The sequence below is a fragment of the Eisenbergiella massiliensis genome (assembly GCF_003435485.1).
In genome coordinates, this window is the sequence record NZ_QVLV01000005.1 from 168,181 (window position 1) to 190,616 (window position 22,436).

The 22,436-nt window shown below is 47.9% G+C and carries 19 protein-coding genes; 3 read left to right on the forward strand and 16 right to left on the reverse strand.

From position 1 onward, the window contains the following. Nucleotides 1-60 precede the first annotated feature (60 nt). Nucleotides 61-1,497, reverse strand: a complete 1,437-nt coding sequence (locus DXC51_RS09380; RefSeq protein WP_117544353.1) for a spore germination protein — start codon at nucleotides 1,495-1,497, stop codon at nucleotides 61-63. A gap of 286 nt (nucleotides 1,498-1,783) precedes the next feature. Here DXC51_RS09380 and trxA point away from each other — a divergent pair, with 286 nt between their 5' ends. Next, nucleotides 1,784-2,110, forward strand: coding sequence for a thioredoxin (gene trxA / locus DXC51_RS09385; RefSeq protein ID WP_025487704.1), 327 nt, complete (start codon nucleotides 1,784-1,786; stop codon nucleotides 2,108-2,110). 33 nt (nucleotides 2,111-2,143) lie between these two features. Then, nucleotides 2,144-3,058 (forward strand): thioredoxin-disulfide reductase, encoded by a 915-nt coding sequence (trxB, locus tag DXC51_RS09390; RefSeq protein ID WP_021634847.1) that lies wholly within the window; start codon nucleotides 2,144-2,146, stop codon nucleotides 3,056-3,058. A gap of 119 nt (nucleotides 3,059-3,177) precedes the next feature. On the opposite strand, the gene DXC51_RS09395 is transcribed toward trxB, so the two are convergent. The 14 genes from DXC51_RS09395 to DXC51_RS09460 all read right to left on the reverse strand — a co-directional run bounded on the left by DXC51_RS09395 (nucleotide 3,178) and on the right by DXC51_RS09460 (nucleotide 20,472). After that, a complete protein-coding gene (locus DXC51_RS09395) occupies nucleotides 3,178-4,359 on the reverse strand; it encodes an iron-containing alcohol dehydrogenase (protein WP_025487705.1) in 1,182 nt (393 codons plus the stop codon). A 59-nt stretch (nucleotides 4,360-4,418) separates the two neighbouring features. Next, nucleotides 4,419-5,486, reverse strand: coding sequence for a M24 family metallopeptidase (locus tag DXC51_RS09400; RefSeq protein WP_025487706.1), 1,068 nt, complete (start codon nucleotides 5,484-5,486; stop codon nucleotides 4,419-4,421). 65 nt (nucleotides 5,487-5,551) lie between these two features. Further along, the gene (locus DXC51_RS09405; RefSeq protein ID WP_117544354.1) at nucleotides 5,552-6,865 is read right to left on the reverse strand and encodes a M20/M25/M40 family metallo-hydrolase; all 1,314 of its coding nucleotides are present in this window, start codon (nucleotides 6,863-6,865) and stop codon (nucleotides 5,552-5,554) included. 8 nt (nucleotides 6,866-6,873) lie between these two features. Next, the gene (locus DXC51_RS09410; protein ID WP_025487708.1) at nucleotides 6,874-7,701 is read right to left on the reverse strand and encodes a carbohydrate ABC transporter permease; all 828 of its coding nucleotides are present in this window, start codon (nucleotides 7,699-7,701) and stop codon (nucleotides 6,874-6,876) included. A gap of 11 nt (nucleotides 7,702-7,712) precedes the next feature. Further along, a complete protein-coding gene (locus DXC51_RS09415) occupies nucleotides 7,713-8,627 on the reverse strand; it encodes a carbohydrate ABC transporter permease (protein WP_021634842.1) in 915 nt (304 codons plus the stop codon). A gap of 70 nt (nucleotides 8,628-8,697) precedes the next feature. Beyond that, the gene (locus tag DXC51_RS09420) at nucleotides 8,698-10,029 is read right to left on the reverse strand and encodes an ABC transporter substrate-binding protein (RefSeq protein WP_117544355.1); all 1,332 of its coding nucleotides are present in this window, start codon (nucleotides 10,027-10,029) and stop codon (nucleotides 8,698-8,700) included. A gap of 59 nt (nucleotides 10,030-10,088) precedes the next feature. Further along, complete coding sequence (locus DXC51_RS09425; RefSeq protein ID WP_117544356.1) at nucleotides 10,089-11,066, reverse strand: uroporphyrinogen decarboxylase family protein; 978 nt, start codon at nucleotides 11,064-11,066, stop codon at nucleotides 10,089-10,091. Between the two features lie 17 nt (nucleotides 11,067-11,083). Beyond that, complete coding sequence (locus DXC51_RS09430; RefSeq protein ID WP_243003166.1) at nucleotides 11,084-12,358, reverse strand: L-cysteine desulfidase family protein; 1,275 nt, start codon at nucleotides 12,356-12,358, stop codon at nucleotides 11,084-11,086. A gap of 345 nt (nucleotides 12,359-12,703) precedes the next feature. Next, entirely contained in the window at nucleotides 12,704-14,194 is a 1,491-nt protein-coding gene (locus DXC51_RS09435; RefSeq protein WP_117544357.1) for a sulfatase family protein, read from the reverse strand. Nucleotides 14,195-14,270: 76 nt separating this feature from the next. After that, on the reverse strand, nucleotides 14,271-15,908 hold the full coding sequence (locus DXC51_RS09440) for an extracellular solute-binding protein (RefSeq protein ID WP_117544358.1): 1,638 nt from the start codon (nucleotides 15,906-15,908) through the stop codon (nucleotides 14,271-14,273). A 52-nt stretch (nucleotides 15,909-15,960) separates the two neighbouring features. Further along, nucleotides 15,961-16,863 carry a carbohydrate ABC transporter permease gene (locus DXC51_RS09445; protein ID WP_117544359.1) on the reverse strand — a complete coding sequence of 301 codons (903 nt, stop codon included), beginning with the start codon at nucleotides 16,861-16,863 and terminating at the stop codon, nucleotides 15,961-15,963. Nucleotides 16,864-16,875: 12 nt separating this feature from the next. Next, on the reverse strand, nucleotides 16,876-17,790 hold the full coding sequence (locus DXC51_RS09450) for an ABC transporter permease (RefSeq protein WP_117544360.1): 915 nt from the start codon (nucleotides 17,788-17,790) through the stop codon (nucleotides 16,876-16,878). Between the two features lie 184 nt (nucleotides 17,791-17,974). Then, on the reverse strand, nucleotides 17,975-19,696 hold the full coding sequence (locus tag DXC51_RS09455; protein ID WP_021634833.1) for a cache domain-containing sensor histidine kinase: 1,722 nt from the start codon (nucleotides 19,694-19,696) through the stop codon (nucleotides 17,975-17,977). Continuing rightward, entirely contained in the window at nucleotides 19,693-20,472 is a 780-nt protein-coding gene (locus DXC51_RS09460) for a response regulator transcription factor (RefSeq protein ID WP_180998023.1), read from the reverse strand. Before DXC51_RS09460 ends, DXC51_RS09455 begins: the two co-directional genes overlap by 4 nt. 648 nt (nucleotides 20,473-21,120) lie before the next feature. On the opposite strand from DXC51_RS09460, the gene DXC51_RS09470 reads away from it, so the two are divergent. Beyond that, complete coding sequence (locus tag DXC51_RS09470) at nucleotides 21,121-21,945, forward strand: AraC family transcriptional regulator (protein ID WP_117544362.1); 825 nt, start codon at nucleotides 21,121-21,123, stop codon at nucleotides 21,943-21,945. 72 nt (nucleotides 21,946-22,017) lie between these two features. Here the strand turns inward: DXC51_RS09470 and DXC51_RS09475 are convergent, their stop codons facing one another. Beyond that, entirely contained in the window at nucleotides 22,018-22,257 is a 240-nt protein-coding gene (locus DXC51_RS09475; protein ID WP_021634829.1) for an HPr family phosphocarrier protein, read from the reverse strand. Nucleotides 22,258-22,436 lie beyond the last annotated feature (179 nt).

The following is a 22,436-nucleotide window of genomic DNA, read 5'->3' on the forward strand; positions in this document are numbered from 1 at the left end:
GCAGGGGAGGGTCAAGACGGTTATCGCTTCCCTTTCATAGTACCATGCGCCCCGTATAAGTCAATGCTTCCAGATTTTACTGGGCTGTGCGCGGAAGGTAGGATATCGGAACAGCAGCGTTTTCAGCGCCGCCCAGTTAAAGGGATAAAGCGGCCACAAATAGCTTGTGCCCGCAAAGGTGGGGGTCGTGACGGCGGAGAGGATTACCAGTAACAGACCTCCCACAAACCCCCAAAGCCTAAAGACCGCAGTCATCAGTATCAAAAAGATGCGGTACACCCGGACGGCGTCGCTGAATTCCATGCTGGAAAGGGAAAGGCTGGTAAGAAGGGTCACCGCGGCATAGAAAAGGACCTCCACCGTAGCCCAGTTCAGGCTGACAGCAATGTCCCCGATAATCAGCCCTCCCACAATGGACAGGGAGCCGGCAAACCGGCTGGAGCTGAGCGAGGCGGAATACTTGAACAGGTCCAGGCCGAATTCCACTACCAGTACATAAAAAATCAGGGTCGGCGCCGGCAGCGTGCCGTCTGCCAGCAGCTGCCACTTTTCTGTAATATCCGGGTAATAAGCGGTTATCAGCAGAAAAATGGGCATCAGGAGCAAACTGATAAAAATGCAGACAAAGCGCACAAGCCTGAAATAACTGCCCACAATCGGGCTTTTATAATAATCCTCCGGGCTTTGGGTAAACTGGAAAAATGTGCAGGGCAGAATCAGCGCCTCCGGGGAATTGTCCACAATCAAAAGCAGATAACCTTCCATCAGATAACTGCAGGCCACATCGGGACGCTCCGTGCTGTGTATGCATGGAAGCGGGTTATACCATCTTTTATGCACAAGCAGCTCCTCCAGGCTCTTGGAGCCCATGGTAAGGGAGGTTACCTGCAGGCTTTGAAGCTTTTTCCTCAGGGTATCAAGAAGCTCCTCGTTTACATAGCCCTTTATATAGGCGATTGCCACATCGGTTTTGCTTTCCGTGCCGACATTCTGTATTTCAAAGGTAAGCTGGGGAGAACGGATTCTCCGGCGTATCAGGTTGGTATTAAACAGCATGGTTTCCACAAAACCGTCGCGTGATCCCCTCGTCACCTTCTCCGTATCCGGTTCGTCGATGCCGCGGGTCGGATAGGAACGCACATCCAGGATGATCGCCTGGGCAAAACCGTCTATCAGCAGAACGGAAGGGCCGCTGAGAACGTTTCTCACGATTGTATCCCAGTCATCCGTAAGGCTTGCCTGTGCGTACCCGATTCTGGCATTCATATAATTCTGTATGTTTTCTACGACGGAATCCTTCATATAGAGAGGGTTCTGCAGATCGGAAAAAATCTGCTGCAGGATTTCTGTTTTGCAGAATCCGTTGATTCCTATCCAGTAGCCCCTGGTATCGCCCAGATACAGATCCCTTGTGATGAGATCGAAGCTGGTTCCAATGGGAAAAAGCTCTCCTGCCGTTTGTATGTTGTCGTCAATATTTTCTGATAGCTTATTCATAATGGGCTTATCCTCTATTTTTATTTTCGTAACTGCTTTGCCATGTGGACAGTTTCTTATTTTTTCCTACAGGATAGTATGTGCCATCGGCGGAAACTCTATTCTTTTGTTCCTAAGACCTGTTTTTGCACTTTGATTATATTTTTACTTTTTATATATTTTCTGCTTTTTAAAGATTTACTATTGACAAGCATTACTGTATATACTATAGTTACAGTATAAACTGTAATTGCAATTTTTACAGAAACCAAACAACAATTTACAAAAGATAAAAGGAGGCTTATTTATGTCTGTTACTACTATAGGAAAAGCAAATTTTGAAAAAGAGGTACTGCAGTCCGATCTTCCGGTTATGGTGGATTTCTGGGCGCCCTGGTGCGGTTACTGCCGCAGGTTAAGCCCTGTGGTAGATCAGCTTGACGGAGCTTATGAAGGCCGTCTTGTGATCGGCAAAATCAATATTGACGATGAACCTGAGCTTGCGGAAAAATACACGGTGGAGACCATCCCCACGCTGATGCTGTTCCAAAAGGGAAAGGAACCCGCAGTGATTATCGCTCCCCAGTCCAGAGGCCAGGTAACGGAATGGCTGAAGGAAAACGGTGTGGAATAAAGCGGCCATGCTGAAGAAAGAAAGGAGTCTTCCATGAAATCAGATTATACAGACGTAGCTATCATAGGAGGCGGCCCCGGCGGTTATTCCGCGGCATTATACTGTGCCAGAAGCGGCTATTCCGTCCTGGTGCTGGAAAAGCTGTCGCCGGGCGGCCAGATGGCAACCACCGGCCAGGTGGACAATTACCCCGGATTTGACGAAGGGATAGATGGCTTTGAGCTGGGTGAAAAAATGCAGCGGGGCGCGGAGCGTTTCGGCGTGAAAACGGAATTCGACGAGGTCGTGTCCGTGGATTTGGCCTCCTCTCCAAAGCAGATCACCACAACCTCAGGCGTGATAAACGCAGGCACCGTTATTATAGCCACAGGCGCATCTCCCAGGCTGTTGGGACTCCCCGAAGAAAACGCATTGCGCGGAAGGGGCGTTGCCTACTGCGCCACCTGCGACGGGCAGATGTATAAAAATAAAACGGTCATCGTAGCCGGCGGCGGCAACAGCGCGGCGGCGGATGCCCTGTTCCTCTCCAAGATATGCAGCAAGGTATATCTGGTCCACCGCCGTGACAGCCTGAGGGCATCCAGGATCTATCAGGAGCCTTTGGAAAAAAGCGGCGTGGAATTCTTATGGAACAGCAGGATTATAGAAATCCTTCATGATAAACGGGTGAACGGCGTACGGATCGAAAACGTGAAGGATCAAAGCATAAGGGATATTCCTGTTGACGGAGTTTTCGTGGCAATCGGGCGCGTTCCGGATACGGAGCTTTTCCGCGGGCAGATCGAGCTTGATCCCCAGGGTTATATCATCGCGGATGAAACGACGCGCACCAGCATTCCGGGCGTGTTTGCCGTGGGGGACGTGCGTACCAAACCGCTCAGGCAGATAGTTACCGCGGCGGCGGACGGAGCTACGGCTTCCCATTTTGTTGAAGAATATCTGATGTAATGAAAGGACGCTGCCAGGCGCAGGAATGAATTGCGCCCGAACAGGCAGTTAAAGGGCCCGTGAAAAATGAACAGTCATTTTTCACGGACCCTTTTTACATGTCTTCTTTCTGGTCCAGGTTACGCCATCATCTCAAGGAGCGTCAGAATATCATCCCTGGTGAATGCATAGAAGGCGCCGCAGGTATGGGAGCCGCCGTTTGTCATGTTATCGGCGATTTCCTCAAATTTCTCTTTTCCCACGCCGGCCTCGCTTAAGGTTAATGGAAGCCCGGCCTCCTTAATCAGGCCGCGCAGCCGTTTTATGCCTTCACGCGCTGTTTCTTCCGGGTTGTCGAAATTCATTTCCGCATTCCATACCCGTACAGCATATTGCGCCAGCCTAGGGATGCATTCTTCTTTGCCGCAGAGGAACTCCATCCATGCAGGGAAGGAAATCGCCAGCCCTGCGCCATGGGCGATATCGTAAAAACCGCTGATTTGATGCTCCAGTCCGTGATTGAACCAGTCCTGCGCCCTGCCGCAGCCTGTCATATCATTCTGCGCCCAGGTACCGCACAGCATGATTTCCGCCCTTGCCGCATAGTCATCCGGTTTTTCCAGAACGACGGAAAGGTTGTGGATTACGGTGGTGAGGATTGCTTCCGTCACCCTGTCGGTCATTTCCACATTCTGTGTATGGCTGAAGTAGCGTTCCATGGCATGGGCCATGATGTCCATGCTTCCGCACGCTGTCTGATAAGGAGGCAGCGTATAGGTAAGCTCCGGATTCATGATGGAGAATACAGGGCGCATCAGAGGTGAGCCAAATCCGGTTTTTGTATGTGTGGTTTCATCCGAGATAACACAGCTGTCGCTTTCTTCACTGCCTGCTGCCGGAAGGGTGAGGATATCCGCCACAGGCACTCTTCTATCACCGGGCTTCACCTTCCCGGAAATCAGATCCCATACGTCCCCGTCATAGTATACGCCGAAGGACATGGCCTTGCAGGTATCAATGACGCTCCCGCCGCCTACTGCCAGAAGAAAGTCAATCCCTTTTTCCCGGCACAGCGCAATCCCTTTCCTTACCAGGGAAACCCTCGGGTTGGGAACCACGCCCGGCAGCTCGTCAAAGGGCAGGCCTGCATCCTGAAGCGCTTTTACCACTTTTCCATATAGTCCGCTTTTTTTAATGGAAGAGCCTCCGTATACAAAAAGGACTCTTGTTGCGCCCTGTTTTTTCAGTTCTTCTCCCACACGAAGCTCGGTTTCTTTTCCAAAAATCATTTTAGTACCGCATTGAAATTCAAATCCGTTCATTTTCCTGCTTTCTGAAGCGCACCATGTATCTGCGCGGGCGCTTCCCTTATATTTCTTTTTTAAAGGATTATCAGATCCTTCGGGCTTTTTGTCAGATTTTCAAAGCCGTTTTCCCTGACCACAATCATATCCTCAATCCGGACCCCGAATCTTTTTTTCAGGTAGATTCCGGGTTCTACGGTGATGACAATGCCCGGGATCAGGCGGTCGGTGCAGATTTCATTAAAGCGGGGGTTCTCATGGACCTCCACGCCAACGCTGTGCCCCAGCCCATGGGAGAAGCAGCCCTCGTAGCCCTGCTGATAGATATAATCCCTGGCCGCCGCGTCCACCTCACGGCAGATTGCGCCGGGCCGGATTTTATCAAAGGCTCTTTTCTGCGCTTCCTTCACGGTTTCATAGACCCTGCGCTGTTCGTCGGATACGCTTCCCACCGCTACCGTCCGCGTCATATCCGCCAGGTAGCCGCCGTATACCGCGCCGAAATCCATGGTGACAAAATCGCCCTTCCTGACCAGACGGTTTGTGGCAAAACCATGGGGCAGCGAGCTGTTGGGGCCCGACGCCACGATAAAGTTGAAGTTTTTATCATCTGAACCAAGGGCGGTGAGGGTAACGCCGATTTCCCTTGCAATGTCCGTTTCCGTCACGCCGGGGCGGATATAACCGCAAATATGGGAAAAGGTGTGATCCGTAATCTGCTGCGCTTTTCTGTGGCAGGCGATTTCGTCCTCATCCTTCTCCCTGCGCAGGGTGTCCATGAGGGTTGAAAGGGCCTCGGAGCCATCAAGGGTGATTCCCGGCAGGCCTGCTTGCAGCTTCCTGAACTCCTCCAGGGATACCAGCCCGGCATGGACGGAAAGGGAGGTGATCTGCTCTGCCTCCAGCAGTGTTTTTATCTGGGCATACAGGTTCTTTTCTTCCAGAACCGTGCAGTTTTTCACTTTGTTTTCGGCTTCCTCAAGATAGCGGAAATCAATGATCAGCCATGCTTTGTTTCTGGTGGCCAGCACGGTTCCTGCGGAAGATTTCATGCCGGTGAGGTAAAACCGGTTGGCGCCGTCACGCAGGACTATCGCCTGCATGGAGGCGGGCATTGCCTGTTGGAGGCGGGTTATTTTGTTCATGGTTGGTTCCTCCAGTTTTTTTGAAAGGGGATAACTGTTCAGTATCCTTACAGTTATGAATAGGGTCAGTATTTTTTCAGAAGGGAATAATAGCAGGCGGCTGCATCCGCCACTGCCTGAATGTCGGCGGATTCGTTGTCTGCGTGAACTCCTCTTCCCTGTTCTGGCGCCGCATACATGGGGGAAAACCGGAGCACATTATCGGTAAGTTCCTGAAAATGTCTGGAGTCGGTTCCTCCGCCAAGGACAAAGGGAATGATGGGTAGGCCGGGATAAATTTCCTTTACGCTCCCGCTCATATTGCGATAGCCTTCGCTGTCCGCCCTGCTCTCCGGCGCGGCATCCCTTCCGCCTGCAAGCTCACAGATCAGATCATGACGTTCGGCAATTTCTTTTAATTTTACCGTTATCTCACCTTCCGTTTCTACGGAAGCGACACGTACATTTGCCGTCAGCACCGCTTTTTTTGGCATTACGTTAAAAGCCGTTCCGCCTTCAACCATGGTAAAGGCTATCGTAGCGCCCAACAACGTCCTGGCTTCCGGGCAAAGTTCAAAAAGGGTCTGATAATCGTCCGTTTCCTCAGAAGCACGCAAAAGCTTTTCTTTCTTTTCTCCATGGGAATATGCTGCGATGCCCCGAAGCATTGCCCGGTTCCCTTCACTCAGCTTTCTGCAAAAAATTTCCGTATGCTCCACCTCATGGATGAAATCGGCCAACCTTACAATTGCCGAATTCGCCGGAGGGTTCGCAGAATGGCCGCCTTCGGAATTTGCAGTAAAACGGTATTCAAGGGAACCTTTTTCAGAAAGGCCGAAAAGCGCCGCCTTTCCCTTCAATAATCCCATAAAGTCTTCACAAATGGTTCCGCCTTCATCAAAGACCGTTTCAAACCGGATATTTTTCTCCTTCAAAAGAGCCGCAGCGCGGATTGTAGTCTCTCCTCCTGTTTCCTCATCACAGGAAAGGTAAATCCAGATGTCCCTTCCGGGCCTCCACCCTTCCTGCAGGAGCTCATCAAAAGCGGACAGAAGGGCGCACTGAGGCCCCTTCATATCCTGCGATCCTCTTCCCCATACACAGCCGTCTACGATTTTACCGGAAAAAGGCGGATACCTCCAGGCGGAGGCGTCGTCTGCAGGCACCACATCCATGTGGCCGGTAAACAGCACCGGAAGCTTCTTTTCTCCCCTGCCTTCTATTTTCAGAAGGAGAGCCTCCCCCACCAGCGTGGGCACAGCGGCTGCAAACAGGCAGGGAAAGGCTGTTTGCAGATATTCCCGGTACTCCCCAATATGGTAGTCTGTTCTATTCCTGTTACCGCTGACAGTAGGTATTGCGACCATAGCGGAAAGCTTTTCACCAATTTTTTCAAACATATTACGATTCACTCCTTCATGCCGGATACGGCGATTCCTTCCACAAAGAATTCCTGTGCAAAACAGTAAAGAATCAGCAGCGGCAGCATGGAAATCAGGGCGCCTGCCAGAGCGGGGCCGGTTTCCCTGACACCCTCGCCGACAAACATGGCAAGTCCGGCCGACAGGGTTCTCATTTTGGTGGAGTTTGTCATCATCAGGGGATAGATCAAATCATTCCAGTTAGACGTCAGGCAAAAAATGAAAAAGGTTACAAACGCAGGCTTACACAGCGGGAACATGATTTTCGTATAAATTCCAAACTCGTTCATGCCATCAATTCTTGCCGCCTCCTCAAGACTCTTTGGAAGCCCCATGTAGAAGGAACGCATGAAAAACATTCCGTATGCGGAGGCCGCTCTGGGCAGGATCAGACCAATATAGGTATTCAGGATACCGAAGGTATGCAGTTCCAGGTACAACGGAATCATGATGATTTGGAACGGAATCAGCATCGTAAGGAGAACGATATTGAAAATGGTCTCCTTCCCCTTAAATTCCAGCCGGGCAAACGCATAACCCGCCAGGGAATCCAGCAGAGCGGAGCATACGGATACAATGCCCGCGAAAATAACTGTGTTTTTTATGTAGGTGGCCAACGGGATTCTTGACCATACCTGGATATAGTTTTTTATTGTCCAGGCCTTAGGCCAAAGCGTAGGGGGCCATTTGATAATATCCTTCTGCAGCTTAAACGTACTCAGGAAAAGCCAGGCAAAGGGAAATACAATCAAAAAGAGAACGAAGACGCATATCAGTATTCTGATTATATTATAGGGTTTTAATTTTTTCTTCATTCCGGCTCCTCCTACATGTTTTTCGCAATTTTGCGTTCCATGTATCCCTTAAATATGAGAATGATGACGGCGATTACAAAGAACAATTCAATACACATTGCCGATGCATACCCCAGATCATAAGGATCCGAGAAGCCCCTGTTATATATGTACTGAACCATCGTTTCCGTTTTATAAAGCGGTCCTCCGCCTGTCGTCACATAAACAACGTCGAATACCTGGAAAGCTCCGATTATTGTTGTCAGCAGAGTAAAATTAATGGTCGGAAGCAGGTTTGGCAGCGTTATATGGAAAAACTGCTGTGTTTTTGACGCGCCGTCAATTTCGGAAGCTTCAAAATAGGTCCCGGGAATATCATTGATACCCGCTACCAATATAATCAGTGTCTTGCCAAAGGCTTTCCACACGGAAATAAATATGATTATCGGCATGGCAAATTTCACTTCACTGAGCAGGGCAATCGGCTCACCGTATACAAGGCTGATCAGATAAGGAATGTAGCCTACCGTTGAGTTCAGAATCAGGTTGAACAGAATACCGATTGCTGTAAAGGAACAAAGCACCGGCACGTAGAACACAGAGCGGCAAAGCTTGTTGAATTTTGTAGGTTTATACAACCAGTAGGCCAGGACAAGCGCTACAATCAGCTGAATAGGTACGGATATCACAACATAATAAAAAGTGTTTTTGAATGCATTCCATACCCTTTCATCGGCCAGGGTCCGTTTGAAATTATCCAGACCCACAAAATCCGGCCAGGCAAGAAATATGTCCAGATTTGTCAGGCTGATAACAAAAGATATTATCAAAGGGACAATCGTAAATACAAACAAAACAAGTATTGCAGGGAAGATAAACAGATAGCCTACCCTGTCTTTTCCCGTCCATTTTGCTATTTTTTTCTTAATTGGGCTGCTCTTTTCCATCCTTAGGCTCCCTTCTGAATAAAGGATGCCGCTGAAAGCAGCCGCATCCTTTATATAATCCTGACAGAATTTATTTATCCAGAATTCCCTGTATTACATCATTATATTTATCCAGTGTGGTCTTTATATCGGCGCCTGCAAAAATTTCTTCCATTGCAGGATATAAGCCATCTGTGGAAATGGTGTTGACACCATGGATTTTACATTCGATATGTCCGTAGGAAAGAGGCTCCGACAGTGCTGAGGTCTGCGGATCGTCTGCAAAATTCGCCTGAGCGGAAATCAGATATGCGGGAGTACCGCACTCCTTAGTCCATTTTGTACAGATTTCCTCGGAATTCCAGTAGTTTACAAATTTATACACCAGTTCCTTATGTTCATCTGAAGTAGTCTTGGGTACGGAAAAACCGACCGGGATAACTGCTGCGTCCTGTTCTACTCCAACACAGGCCGGAACCGCCTTAACGCCATAGTTAATCTCATTTTCACGCAGCCCGTTGATAATCCAGGGCCCATTGATAAACTGTGCCAGCTGTCCGCTGATGTAGGTATTGTCATCTGTATCCTTAGGTGAACATTCATACAGTGTCTTAAGTGTGTCAAAGGCCTTGGCATTCGCTTCGGAATTGAATTCTGCTTTGGTTTCATCTTCATTTACATAGCCGCCGCCGTAAGCATACATTGTATATTGAGCGGTTATATTATTATTGACAGGAACACAGAAGCCGTACTGGTTTTTGCTCTTGTCTGTAAGAAGCTTCGCATTCTCAACGATTTCCTCAAAGGTTTCCGGAGGAGATTCCGGATCCAGGCCTGCGGCTGCATACAAATCCTTATCCCAGTAGAAATAGTGGGATACCATCTGCATGGGGATACCTACGCAGAGATCATCATAATACAGCAGGTCAACAACGTTCTTATCAAAATCATCTGCATTTACTTCCGGCAGCTCATAGAAATCGCTCACATCCTGGAAGCTGCCCGCTTCCACATACGGTGCGTAATAGCCTGAGGAACAGAGCACAAAATCAGGTGCGTTTCCGGCTGCAATCGCGGCGGGAAGCTTTTCATTAAAGGTTGCCCAGGGCATAACATCCATTTCAATTGTAATGTTCCATTCATTTGTCGCATTAAAATCATCCACAATCTGCTGCAGGACTTCACCGTCTGTGCTTGTAAAACCGTTCCAGAAGGTCAGCGTGGTAGGTTCATAGGTCTTTTCCTCCGCTGCATCCGCCACAGAGGAATCTGCGGCGCCTGTGCTTTCCACAGCTGCTTCCTGGCTCTGCGGCTCGGCACTGCTGCCGGCCTCTGCCCCTGTTGAAGAGCTGCCACATGCCGTCGTTCCCAGAACCATGGCAAATGTTAACCCCAATGCTGCAAATTTGCTCCACTTTTTCATAATACTCTTCCTTTCTCTCATTCATTGCTTTTATCAAAAAGGGCCTATCCCTTTTTATATCAGATACTTCTTGCCGCCTCTACCACCCAGCGGATTCTTTCCCAGTCAAGCTTGGCGTCAATTGTGCAGTCTCCGCCCAGCATCAGGCCGATTTTTCCATGATTGAGAATCATATCCGTAGTGTATTTCTGCACTTCCTCTTTAGTGCCGGTATAAATAATACCCTGCTGGGTATGCTCATCCCAATGCGTTTCAAATCCGCCCAGAGAGGTTCTTCCTCCTATAAAGTACCTTCCGGCATCCAGGGACAGACCTTCCACAAATACAGCCCAGTTTACCACTTTTGCCGGATAATCCTGCCAGATTGCCAGCTGGTTCCTGTTTCCTGCCCAACCGCACATATGTATGATATTGTTTTCGGAATATCTGTTCGCATGTTCAAGGACATACAAATCACTGGGGGTAATTATTTTCCTGTATTCCTCCGGTGTGAAGCGGTCATATTCCCCGCCCTGTACACAGTAGTAAACACCGTCACAGCCGGCTTCGGTAATCAGCAGTTCTGCCAGCAGGGCATTGGTCTGTGCGATTACATCCAGCGCCTGCATTACCGCATTTTTATCGGTTCTTATATATTCCATTACGTCAGCATCGCTTAATCCAACCGCTTCCGCACCAAATCTCAGGGAAGAAAAGGGTGCAAATACGTTATAGAACACACAGCGTTCTTTTCCGATATCATCTACAATAGCCTTTGCTCTTTCCACCTGTTCCCTGATAAAGGGATGATCTGCTGTCAGCGGCTGCAGTGTTTTCCAGTCGGCGGCTTCCCTGATTTCCGGAAGCGGATAAGGGAAATAGCCATCGCACATGATTTTTACGAAGTCCAGATCCGTTTCTCTGTAATATTTCAGATGTGCTTTGATACAGCCTTCTCCGGAGGCCTCTTCTCCGGCAAAGTGGAACCAGAAGCCTACCGGAACATGGTCCACCTCTTTCTTATTCATTGCGTTTAATACTCTTGTCCTTTTATCCATTTTTATTTTCCTCCTTTTTATCTGCAAACCATCATGTCCAGAATCACCTGATCCGTATCGGCCATTCCTCTGTTTCCCAGTTCCCCCAGGTTCCTGATGGTGCTTTCCACATCTCCTGATACAATTCCGTCCAGCTCTCCTGCGCCATAATTCTTCAATGCCAGCATGGAGCACTGGAAGGCGCTTGAAATTACCGTTGCTATCTTAAGTGCGCAGCCTGCCTTGGCGCCGTCACATATAATGCCGGATACATCTGCTATCATGTTGTTAATCGCCCTTTTAATCTGGCCCAGTCCGCCGCCCTGCATGTACACAAATGCACAGCAGGCGCCGATAGAGGATCCCATTCCGCAGCCGCACAGAGGGGAGAGCTTTCCAATATAGCTTTTCACGTGGATTGTTATCAGGCAGCTCAACGCCAGGGAACGGTACAGAAGCTCGGAGCTGCCATTCCTTTTATAAACGGCCGCAATCACAGGAAGCGTTGCCGTCAGTCCCTGATTTCCGCTGCCGCAGACCGTCATTACAGACATTGCACAGCCTGCCATTCTGGCATCCGCTGCTGCCGCGGTAACCGCTATTGCATAATTCTGCACATCGTCCGCCGTTGCGCCGCTTCTTATATCATCGTAAATGCTCCGCCCTACATTCAATCCATAACCGCGTTTCAGTCCCTCCTGGGCAATGGCCCAGTTCATTTTGATACAGCCGTCAAGGAATTCCAGCTCGCTGCTGTCCACATGCTTTATAAAATCATATATGCTGTCCACTGTCAGAACAGACCTGTCATATTCCTCTGTGGGAAGCTCCTCGCATCCGCTTTTGTCATAAATGCAGAGCAAATCATGGACAATTCTTGTTATATTGGTATGGCTGTCTTCTATGGTCACGGATGCGGAATGTCCCTGCGTTTCCAGAATCACTTCTATATACAGCTTCTTGGGCGTATCCTCTAAGGATACCTCCACACAGTTTTCTGCAAATGCTTTTGCTTCCGCAATGTGTTCCGGGGTTATGCTGTGAAGCACCTCCAGAATTGCCTCACTGTCGCCTCCAATGATACCCAGCGCAGCCGCCATTTCCAGGCCCGCCATATCAGTTCCGGGGATACCGACTCCCATGGCATTCTTCAGTATATTGCAGCTGACGTTTACTCTGGCTCTGTCCGGTTTCCTTCCCAGCACTGCCCTGGCTTTTGCTGAGGCATAGGCAATGGCTACCGGTTCCGTACATCCCATGGCTGCCGCCATTTCCTGTTTCAGTATTTTCAGGATCTTGTCATATTCCATCATATTATCCTCATACTTATAATGTTCTCTTTGTATATATTGCTGATATGATTAGCAATGTGATAATTAGAATATAACCTTGCTTCCCTAAAAAAGCAAGCTGTTTTTACTACATTTTTTACTTTTGTGTGATTGCATAAAAATCAGGGATTCAATTTGTGAAAAACAGAGAATATAAGAAATTATGTATACTTTATCAGCCGAATGGCAAAGGGGCAAAATGAGAACGGCATATCAGATATATGAAGCAAAATAACCGGAAAATCCGGGGAGAAGCTTAACCGTTCCCCGGGCTTTCCGGTTATTGCAGTGCTTTCGTTACAGTTTAGCAGCCTTAGGCTGTTTATTTTACTGAATTTCTTTTGCTTCCTCCAAAAGCCCCATCCTCTCATACTGCTCGGCGGGCGCATCGTTTTCCTTCATGAGACGGGCTATTTCCTTCCTGAAGTATGCTTCTAACGCAGGATCAGATATGGGGGAGAGTTCCCCGGGATCCTTCTCCAGGTCAAACAGCAGCGTTTCATAAGGGTGTTCTCCGTTTTCATCCAGGTATTCCTTCTTTTCCTGATTTTTAATTTTCAGGAGGCGGCAGCCCTTGGTGAAGGAGAAGGGTTCGCTGAGTTCAAGCTCCTGCAGCTCCTGTGTCGGAAACATAGAACGCATATGGGTGGGCATGAGTGTATAATTATACAATGGATTATTGTTCTTATCCGCAGGCGCCAGTATATAGGCATAATGGCCGTCGGTACAGCTGATCTGGGAACCGCAGGTTCCATACAAACAGGTGCTGCGCACCGGTTTACCCTCCGCTATCGTATCGCCCAGCGGATGTCCCAGCATATCATCCGGAACCGGAAGGCCGAAGAAGTCAAGAACGGTGGGCGCCAGATCGATGGTCTGGACCAGGCAGTCACAGCGGCCCGCGGCCCGGCTTCTGGGATCATAGATAAACAGTGGTGTATGTACAATCTCTTCGTAGTAGTTGATATGGTTGCTCTTTGCCCACCAGTCATGTTCTCCCAGCATAAAGCCATGATCCGTGTTAACGATAAGCATGGTGTCTTCCCACAGGTTATATTCGTCCATTTTATCCAGAATCCTGCCCAGGCTGCGGTCGCACATCCTGAGAAGGGCAGCATATTTATTGCGTACATGCCGGACATACGGCTTCTCCTCCTCCGTTACGGGATGATAGCCCGGCCAGTCGAAAAATGGGCCGTCATATTCCGGCTCAAAGCCCATGAGATCCTCATCCTGTACATAGAAGGGCTCGTGAGGGTCAAAGGTCTCCACCTGAAGGAACCAGTTATCGCTTTCATGGTTTCTGTCCAGGAATTCCATTCCGGCCTGGAAGGTTTGGGTCTGTGCCATTTTTTCCACGGTATCCGCGTATTCCCGGTTCACCATGTCCTGCTTAATGCACTCTCCCAGATGCGGAGGCAGTTCTTTCTCACCTACGCAGGCCTTCCAGTGATCCCCCTCCTGACCGCGCACATTTTCCCAGCTGCTGTATCTGTTATGATAGGTGCAGCCTCCATCCTCCCAATAATGATAGTGGTCGCTGATCAGATGGCTGTAAATGCCGTTTTTCTTCAGGATTTCCGGCATGGAATCATCGTAGGGCTCCATGGGGCCCCAGCTTCTGTGCAGGAAATTGTAACGTCCTGTGTGGATTTCCCGCCGTGCGGGCATGCAGGGAAGGCTTCCCACATAGCATTTGTCAAACGTGACGCAGCGGTCCGCAAGGCGTTTGAAATTCGGGGTTTGTGTCCAGTCACAGCCGTATGGGGAAAGCATGTGACGGTTCAGGGAATCGTACATTACCATGATTGCTTTCATAATTTTTCTCCATCCTTTCTTCCTATGAAAGAAAAAGGCCATGGCCGTAATCGCCAGCCTATGGCCTTTTCATTGCTTATTCTTCAGCCAGCTTCATCATTCTATCATAATACTCCTGATTCAGCTCCGTATATTTTTCATAATTAAACTTTTTGCAGTCTTCCAGATGCTTCTGCCATTTGGTGTCATCAATTCCATTCATTACGCTTTCCGCCATGAAATTATCCATATAGGTCCTTAACTCCGTAAGAAGTACATTAATTTCCTGGGTGTTTTCAGGATAATCCTGGCCTTCAGGTATAAATTCCTTTACGGCGCATTCCATATAAGGATCCTGTCTCTCCATATATTTGATTTCACGATCGGAAGTTACTGCGAATTTTGCATTATCCTCTTCAGTCCATAAGAATACACCTTTTATGCCCATGGATAAAGTGTGGCGCACCTCAGCATAGCTGTTATAGCCTTCCAGAACCGGATCTGCCTTCTTGGAAATCGTCCCATCGCCATTGTCAACCCAGGCCATATCCTTGGGACCCCATCCGAAAAGAAGCCTGTTTTCAAAAGAACTGTTGATATAATCGTAAAGTCTGAGCATTGCTTCCGGATAAGGGCAGTTCTTTGTAATGGAAAACTGGTTTACAATTACGGAGCCTGACCATGAGCTGGGAAGATAATGTCTTTCCCCGCTGCTGTCCTTTAAAGGAAGAAGGTATGTATACTCATTTGCATAATCGCCTACAGTAATGTCATCATAGGAATAGTTGGGGAATACGCCAATCTGGGCGTTGGTACCCTTGGCAATCATATCTACCTCTTCCTGAATAAAACCGTTGGGATCTATCAGCCCGTTGGAATACAGCTTATTCAGATACTGCAGATAGGCATAGTAATTATCGGAAACAGGATAAAAATCAACTTTTCCATCCACTACCTGCAAGTAAGGATATTTATAGTCCTTCTCATCATAGCCGGCAAAACCGAAGGCGGATTTGAGCAAATCAAATTTCCTGTCCTTGTAAAAAGCAAAGGGAATTTCATCTGCCTGTCCGTTTCCATTGGGATCCTGCGTTTTAAATGCCATAAGTACATCAAACAGTTCGTCCGCAGTTTCGGGCATCTCCATTCCAACATTTTCCAGCCATTTTTTATTAATGGCAAGACTCTTACCGGCTACATAGCCATCCAGCTGCACCTCCGGCAGTCCGTACATGGAACCATCGGGAAATACACTGGCAAGCTTGATATTCGGATATTTGTCATAAAACGCTTTCAGATTGGGTGCATATTCGTCTATCATATCGTTCATCTTGACAAAGGAATCCAGGAACTGTGCAAAGTTGGGTATTTGGCCGATAAATGCGTCCGGCAGATCTCCCGCAGCAATCATGATTGCCACCTGATCGTTATAGGATGCTTCAGGTATTCCCATCCACTGAATTTTCAGGCCTGTTTCCTCTTCTATTTTTTTAACAAAATCCTTGTTTTCCCAACCGCCGATTTTGTCCGTAGAGGCTACCGGATATACAATTTTAAAGGTATAATCCTCATTCATAATCGGATATCCCGTCTTATTGACAGCCTCTGAGGCCGCTGTGGCTGTGCTTTCTGTGCTTTCTGTTTTTTCTGATTCCGCCGTGTTCCCGCATCCTGCGAGAACTGACATTACCATGGCGGCGGCGGCCGCCGCTGCAATCAATCTTTTGAGTTTCATAATTACTCCCTCCAATTTCTTCTCATAGCTTGTATCTTTATCTGAAGGTCCGTCAACCTTTGACCGAACCAATCATAACGCCTTTTACAAAATATTTCTGCAGGAACGGATATACACAGATGACCGGAAGCGAAGAAACGATAATGACTACATATTTGATTATCTGTGCTACCTTCTGGCGTTCCACAAGAGCCTCGATTTCAGCCGGATCCGTTATCTGTGTCAGCTGCTGTCCAAGAATCAGGATATCCCTCAGCACAAGCTGCAGAGGATATATTTTCTGATCCGTCACATAAATCATTGCCGTAAAGTAAGAGTTCCATTGGCTGACGCCTACATACAGTGCAATCACCGCAATAATCGCTTTTGAACAGGGAACCGCGATTTTGAAAAAGAATTTTCCAATCCCGCAGCCGTCAAGTTCCGCCGCTTCAAACAGTTCCTCAGGAAGGCTGTTCTGAAAAAAGGTCTTGGCAATGATCATGTTATATACGGTCACAGTTCCCATCACAACCAGAACAGTCCTAGTGTTTACCAGATGCAGGCTGCTGACCACCATATAAGTGGGAATCAGTCCGCCGGAAAAAAACATGGTGAATACAAAAAGCTTGGTAATTACATTCCTGCCGAACAAATCCCTTCTGGACAGGGCGAAGGCTGCCATGAGGGTAACGCTGGTACCCAAAAGAGTACCGAAAAAAGTATAAAAAATCGTATTCAGATAGCCTCTCCAGATCTTCCATTCCTCCAGAACGAATTTATACGCTGCAAAATTGATACCGGAGGGAAGAAAGGTTACCTTTCCCAGGGATATGTCTTCCGGAGAGCTGATGGAAGCAATGATTACAAAGTACAGTGGATACAGTACAATGACCAGCACTATAAGGGAAATCACGGTCACCGCAATATTGAAAATCCGGTCTTCCCTTCCGGCTTTAATTTTTTTCGTTTCCATAATCACCCTCCCTTACCACAATGAATTTTCCGTCGTTTTTCCCGCAATCTGATTGACGAGAATGAGGATTGTAAAGTTGATTATATTGTTGAAAAGGCCGATAGCGGAAGCATAAGAATACTGCTGTCCCTGAAGACCAATCTTGTAAACATAGGTACTTATAACCTCTGATGTGGACAGGTTGGGCGCCGTTTGCATCAGATACACCTTTTCAAAGCCCAGGTTCATGATATTTCCGCAGTTTAGAATGAGCAGAATCACTGCCGTGGGTATCAGCATGGGGATATCGATGTAAATAATACGCTGCAGCTTGCTGGCTCCGTCCGCAATCGCTGCCTCATGCAGCTCCGGACTGACTCCGGACAGCGCCGCTATATATATAATTGACGACCAGCCGGTAGTCTGCCAGATGGCGGACCAGACATACAGGTGGGGAAATGAGGCAGGGTCGGTGAGCACCTGGGGATTATTCATTCCGAATCCCTTCAGGATAGTGGTTCCGATTCCGGCCGCAGGATCGAAGAATACGAACATCATGCCCACCAGAACCACTGTGGAAATAAAATGCGGCGCATAGGTGGCGGTCTGCGTTATTTTTTTCAGTTTCTGGTTGGGTGTATAATTCAGGATCAGCGCCAGTATTATGGGGATAGGGAAACTGAACACCAGCTGATACAGGCTGATTACCAGCGTATTTTTCAGCAGCTTCCAGAACATGGGAGAACTGAAAAACTGTTGGAAATATTTGAAACCCACCCATTCGCTTCCCCAAATTCCTTTGGTAGCTACAAAATCCTTAAAAGCAATCTGCAGCCCTGCCAGAGGCATATAGTTAAAAATCAGGATGTAGATTATCATGGGCAAAAGAAATAAATATAAGATTCCGTTCTTCTTCAGACTTTTTCTGAACAGTGCTTTATTTTTCAAGACCCCTCATTCCTTTCTCTTTTTGATAAGATTATTTTATCAAAGGAATAAAAAAGAGCCTATGAAACGAAATCAGTTATTTTTGTAAAAAACTCAGTTTATGACAAAAAATATGGCAGACAAAAGAAGACTGCAGCAGGCATAAGGAAAGCGCGTGACGGTACGATCCACGCGCTTTCGGAAACTACCGCCCTTCCTGTATATCTATGGGCAGCTTCACCGTTACTATTGTCATTCCCTCCTTCCGGCCGAATGTCAGGCCGCCTGCATCCCCATACATCAGCTTCAGACGGCTCTGGATATTTACAAGCCCTATCCTCTTCCTGGCGCGCCTTTCCTGCTCCAGGAGCTCTTTATTTTCCAGGGTTGCCTGCAGGAGTGCAAGCTGCTCTTCATCCGGCCCACAGCCGTTGTCGGTGATACGGAAAATCAGGCTCTTGCCTTCTTTTTCTCCCTGAATCCACAGCATTCCTCCGGGCGCGGTCCGTTTTTCCAGTCCATGGTAAACCGCATTCTCCACAAGCGGCTGGAGAATCATTTTATCAATATGCAGGCTTTCCAGTCCTTCCTCCAGTTCTATCCTCCACTTAAATCTGCCGTTAAATCTCACATCGCAGATATCCAGATATTTTCTCAGGAAATCCGCCTCCTCCTCCATGCTAACCTTATCACCTTCCTTAATGGAATATCTGAAGATCTCAGCCATGTTTGCTGCCATTTCCGCCACTACGGGCTGATCATTCATCAGGGCGATTCCACCCATGCACTGAAGCGTATTGTAAAGGAAGTGGGGGTTAATCTGACTTCTGAGCGCATAGATTTCACTCTCATTTTTCACAAGCTCCGACTCGTACAGCCGTTTCTGTGTTTCAAAGATTCGATGCGACATCTGGTCGTTGTTTCTGAGCATTTCATTCATTTTATCAACAAGGGGGGTGAGCTGGAAGTGGTATTTTCCGGTAATCTGTTTTTTTCTCCGGTTCGTGCCAAGCTCCGCAACTTCCCCGATCAGCCTGTCAATGGGATGGGCAATGGTCTGGTTGAAAAGCCACCCAATTAGCAGCAGCATTCCCACCATTATGGCACAGCTGAGCAGCATCTGGCTTTTAAACAGGTCGTATTCTTTTACCACCTGATGGTTGTTAATCTTTGCAACGATACGGAAGCCCTGCTCTCCCCAGATTTCCCGTTCCAGATAGGTAAAGCCGCGCAGATCCCTTTCCAGGGTATCCGCGCCGGAATTGGCCGCCATGATCCGCCCCTCCGGATCGAGAAGATAGAACTCTACCTCCTCCGAATTCCCGGTTTCCTCTAAAACCTTCATGATGGCATTAGGCCGTATGACAAGCATCACTGTACCAATGCGCTGGCTCTCGGTAAAAATGGCCGCCTTATTGGAATAAATAGGAGTAATGCACAGAAGCATTTCCCGGCCGTCGTCACCCTGATAGAAAATAAAACGATTATTTACAGCTTCCCGGTAGCATTCCCTCTCGATTTTCTTCAGCTCCTCATGGAATTTCATTTCCGACGAGCTGTAGCTGAATTCACAATTTCCTTCCTTATCAAACAACAGAGCTGTCTGTATCTGGGAATTCATGGCCATGGCTGCCTGGCAGGTATCATTCACGAAGGTAAGCATTTTATATTTTTCCAGCTGCTCTTCTTCCGACAGAAACTGCTGTACAGCGGAGTTGATGGAAAAATAGGTGGTGGTATAGGCAATGCTTTTAAAAGCTGAATCCAAGTTGTTTTCTATCTGTTTCACGGTGGTATTGGTATAGGAAAGCAGACGCTTCGCTGAATTTTCCGCAATTCTGTGTATATATATGAACTGGCTGCCAATCTGGATTAACACTGCCGCAAATATAATAAGCACAATACTTTTCTTAAAACTCAGTTTCATATCTCCTCCATGGCAGCCCGGTTCTCCGGGTTTTTCCTTTGCTTCCGATACTGGCTGGGTGTTGCGCCGCTGTATTTTTTGAATACCTTATTAAAATAGTAATAGTCCTGGATGCCGCACTGCACTGCAATTTCCTCCAGTGACAGCGTGGTATGGGTCAGGAGGCGTTCCGCCTCCTTCATTCGGATAGAGGTGAGATATTCGGAAAAAGAACCGCCGGTATCCTTATTAAACAGTGCACAGCAGTAATTGGCATTCAGGTGGAACTGCTCCGCCAGCTCCTTCAGCACCAGCTTTTCCTGGAAATGTCCGTGCATATAAGTCAGCAACTCCTGAAATACCGGATTTTCCGTCAGGGGGATCTCTTCTTTTTCCTGTTGCTTTTCCTTTTGTTCCTCTAATATCAAATGCAGCTTACCAAGCAACGCTGTGAGCTTGTCCCTGGCAATGGGCTTCAGGCAATAATCGCATACCACACCCATGCGTATGGCCTCCTGGGCATAACTAAATTCTGCAAATCCGCTGATAACAACAAACCGGCAGGGAAGCCCCGCTTCCACAGCTTTTCTCATAAAGCTCAAACCATCCATTTCCGGCATCCGTATGTCGATAAATATAACATCCGGAGGATCGGAGACCGCCTGGTTAAAGGCTTCCATGGAATTCTCAAATTTTCCTGTAATCCTGAAGCCCAAATCCTCCCACTTTACAATTTTCTCCAGATAAACAAGCGCCCATGGCTCGTCATCCACCAGATAAACCCGGTATGTATCCATCTTCTCCGCCTCCATGTATATTCAGGCATTCCGCAGAACAACGCTCCATTTTACTACTGTTCTGACTCTTTTTGCTTTATTTTAGTCTACCATCGTTTCCCCGATTCCACAATTCCATTCTTTTCCGGTTACAGGACATGCCCCACCTCAGGATAAACGCATCAGCGTAGGCGACGCCCTTCCCGCCGTCCGAGGCTGCAGCTGCCGGCCGTCTTTTTCCCGGACGAGATGGGGGTATTGTCCGAACCATAAGAAAAAACGGCGGATATTTCTTACTGTCCCGGGAGGCCAGAATTTCGCCGTCCTTAGCGGCCTGTCTGACGAACGCAGCAGACGTAAGTCGCTGCGAGAGGAGTTCTGGCCGCGTTGGTGGAATTCTGGTTTACCGGGACAGTTAGAAATACCCCGTTTTTGAAACTGGATCGGACAACACCCCCATCTCGTCCGGGAAAAAGACGGCCGGCAGCCGCAGCCTCGGACGGCGGGAAGGGCGTCGCCTACGCTGATGCATTTATCCTGCGCCCCACCTGGGCCCCGGAGAGAATATGCTTTCCTTTTCCTCTCATATCCGTTAAAATTAACTGTATAATTATCGGGCGGGATTCTGCAGTTTGGATATACTGAAGGTAAGGAGGAGACAGAGGGATAATGGATTGGACGACAAGGCTTAACAAGGTGATGGATTATGTGGAGGCTTCGGTACACGGAGAGATTTCCGAAGAAGAAATCAGCAAGATTGCGGCATGTCCGTATTCCATGTTTCAGAGCTCTTTTTCACAGATTGTGGGGATTCCTTTTTCAGAATATGTGAGAAGGCGGCGGCTGACCATGGCGGCATATGAGCTGTTGAATACTGACAGAAAACTACTTGACATCGCAATGGATTATGGCTACCAGTCGGACGATGCCTTCCGGGTGGCGTTTAAAAACCTGTACGGCATTACTCCTGCGGAGGTCAGGAAATCCAACCCCAGCCTGGTTTTTTACTGCCGCCTCACTTTTGAAATTAATATCAGGGGGATAGAAAAAATGAATTACAGCGTAGTGGAGAGAGAAGCCTTTCAGGTCATCGGTATAAGGAGGATTACGCCCTACGGCGGCGGTACCTGGGCCATCGTAAAGAGCGACGGCAGCAATGACCGGATCCGTTCGCTTACCGGCAGCTTCTTTGACCTGGGATTATGCTTCGGTTTCGACGATGAGGGAAACAACGACTATATGTGCGCCGTGGAATGTGAGGATTACGATGGGGATGAGTACAGTGTGTACCAATATCCTGCAACCACCTGGCTGAAGTTCGAGGCAAGCGGTAAGATTTCGGACAATACGCTGGGAAATGTCTGGCGCCAGATTAACACGGAGTTTCTGCCCTCCAGCAGGTTCCATAAGGGCCCGCTTCCCACCATTGAAAAATATGTGTCCTGGAACGACGCGGAGGATACCTGCCTGGTGGAAATATGGATTCCTCAATAAACAAAGACGGTTCCCTGTTTTTCCGGGGAACCGTCTTTGTTTGGGGGAAACTGTTAATTATACAAATCGTATTTATGCAGCCATACGGTAACGTTCCACTGCATTCAATACATCCTCGTCTTCTCCTTTGGAGTTCACAAATACCAGGTTCAGAGTTTTTCCGATACCAAGGGCGAATACGCCCAGGATGGATTTGGCATCCACAGTATAGCTTCCGAGAGCCAGGTCATATTCTCCTTCGAACTGTCTCATGGTCTGTACGAAGGATTCTGCTGCCGCTGCATTTTCCAGATAAATATTAACTGATTTCATTTCAATACCTCCTGAAATTCATCTTTGGTTGTGTTCTTTATGTTCGCTTTTTACGTTTGGCGCATCTGTAAGCCGTCATCGATTAGTTTCTTTTTTCGTTGTATTTATCATACAAAAAAAATTCCTCCCTGTTAGGAGGAAAATCTTAATATTGGGGGAAATTTTTGCACTTTGTAACC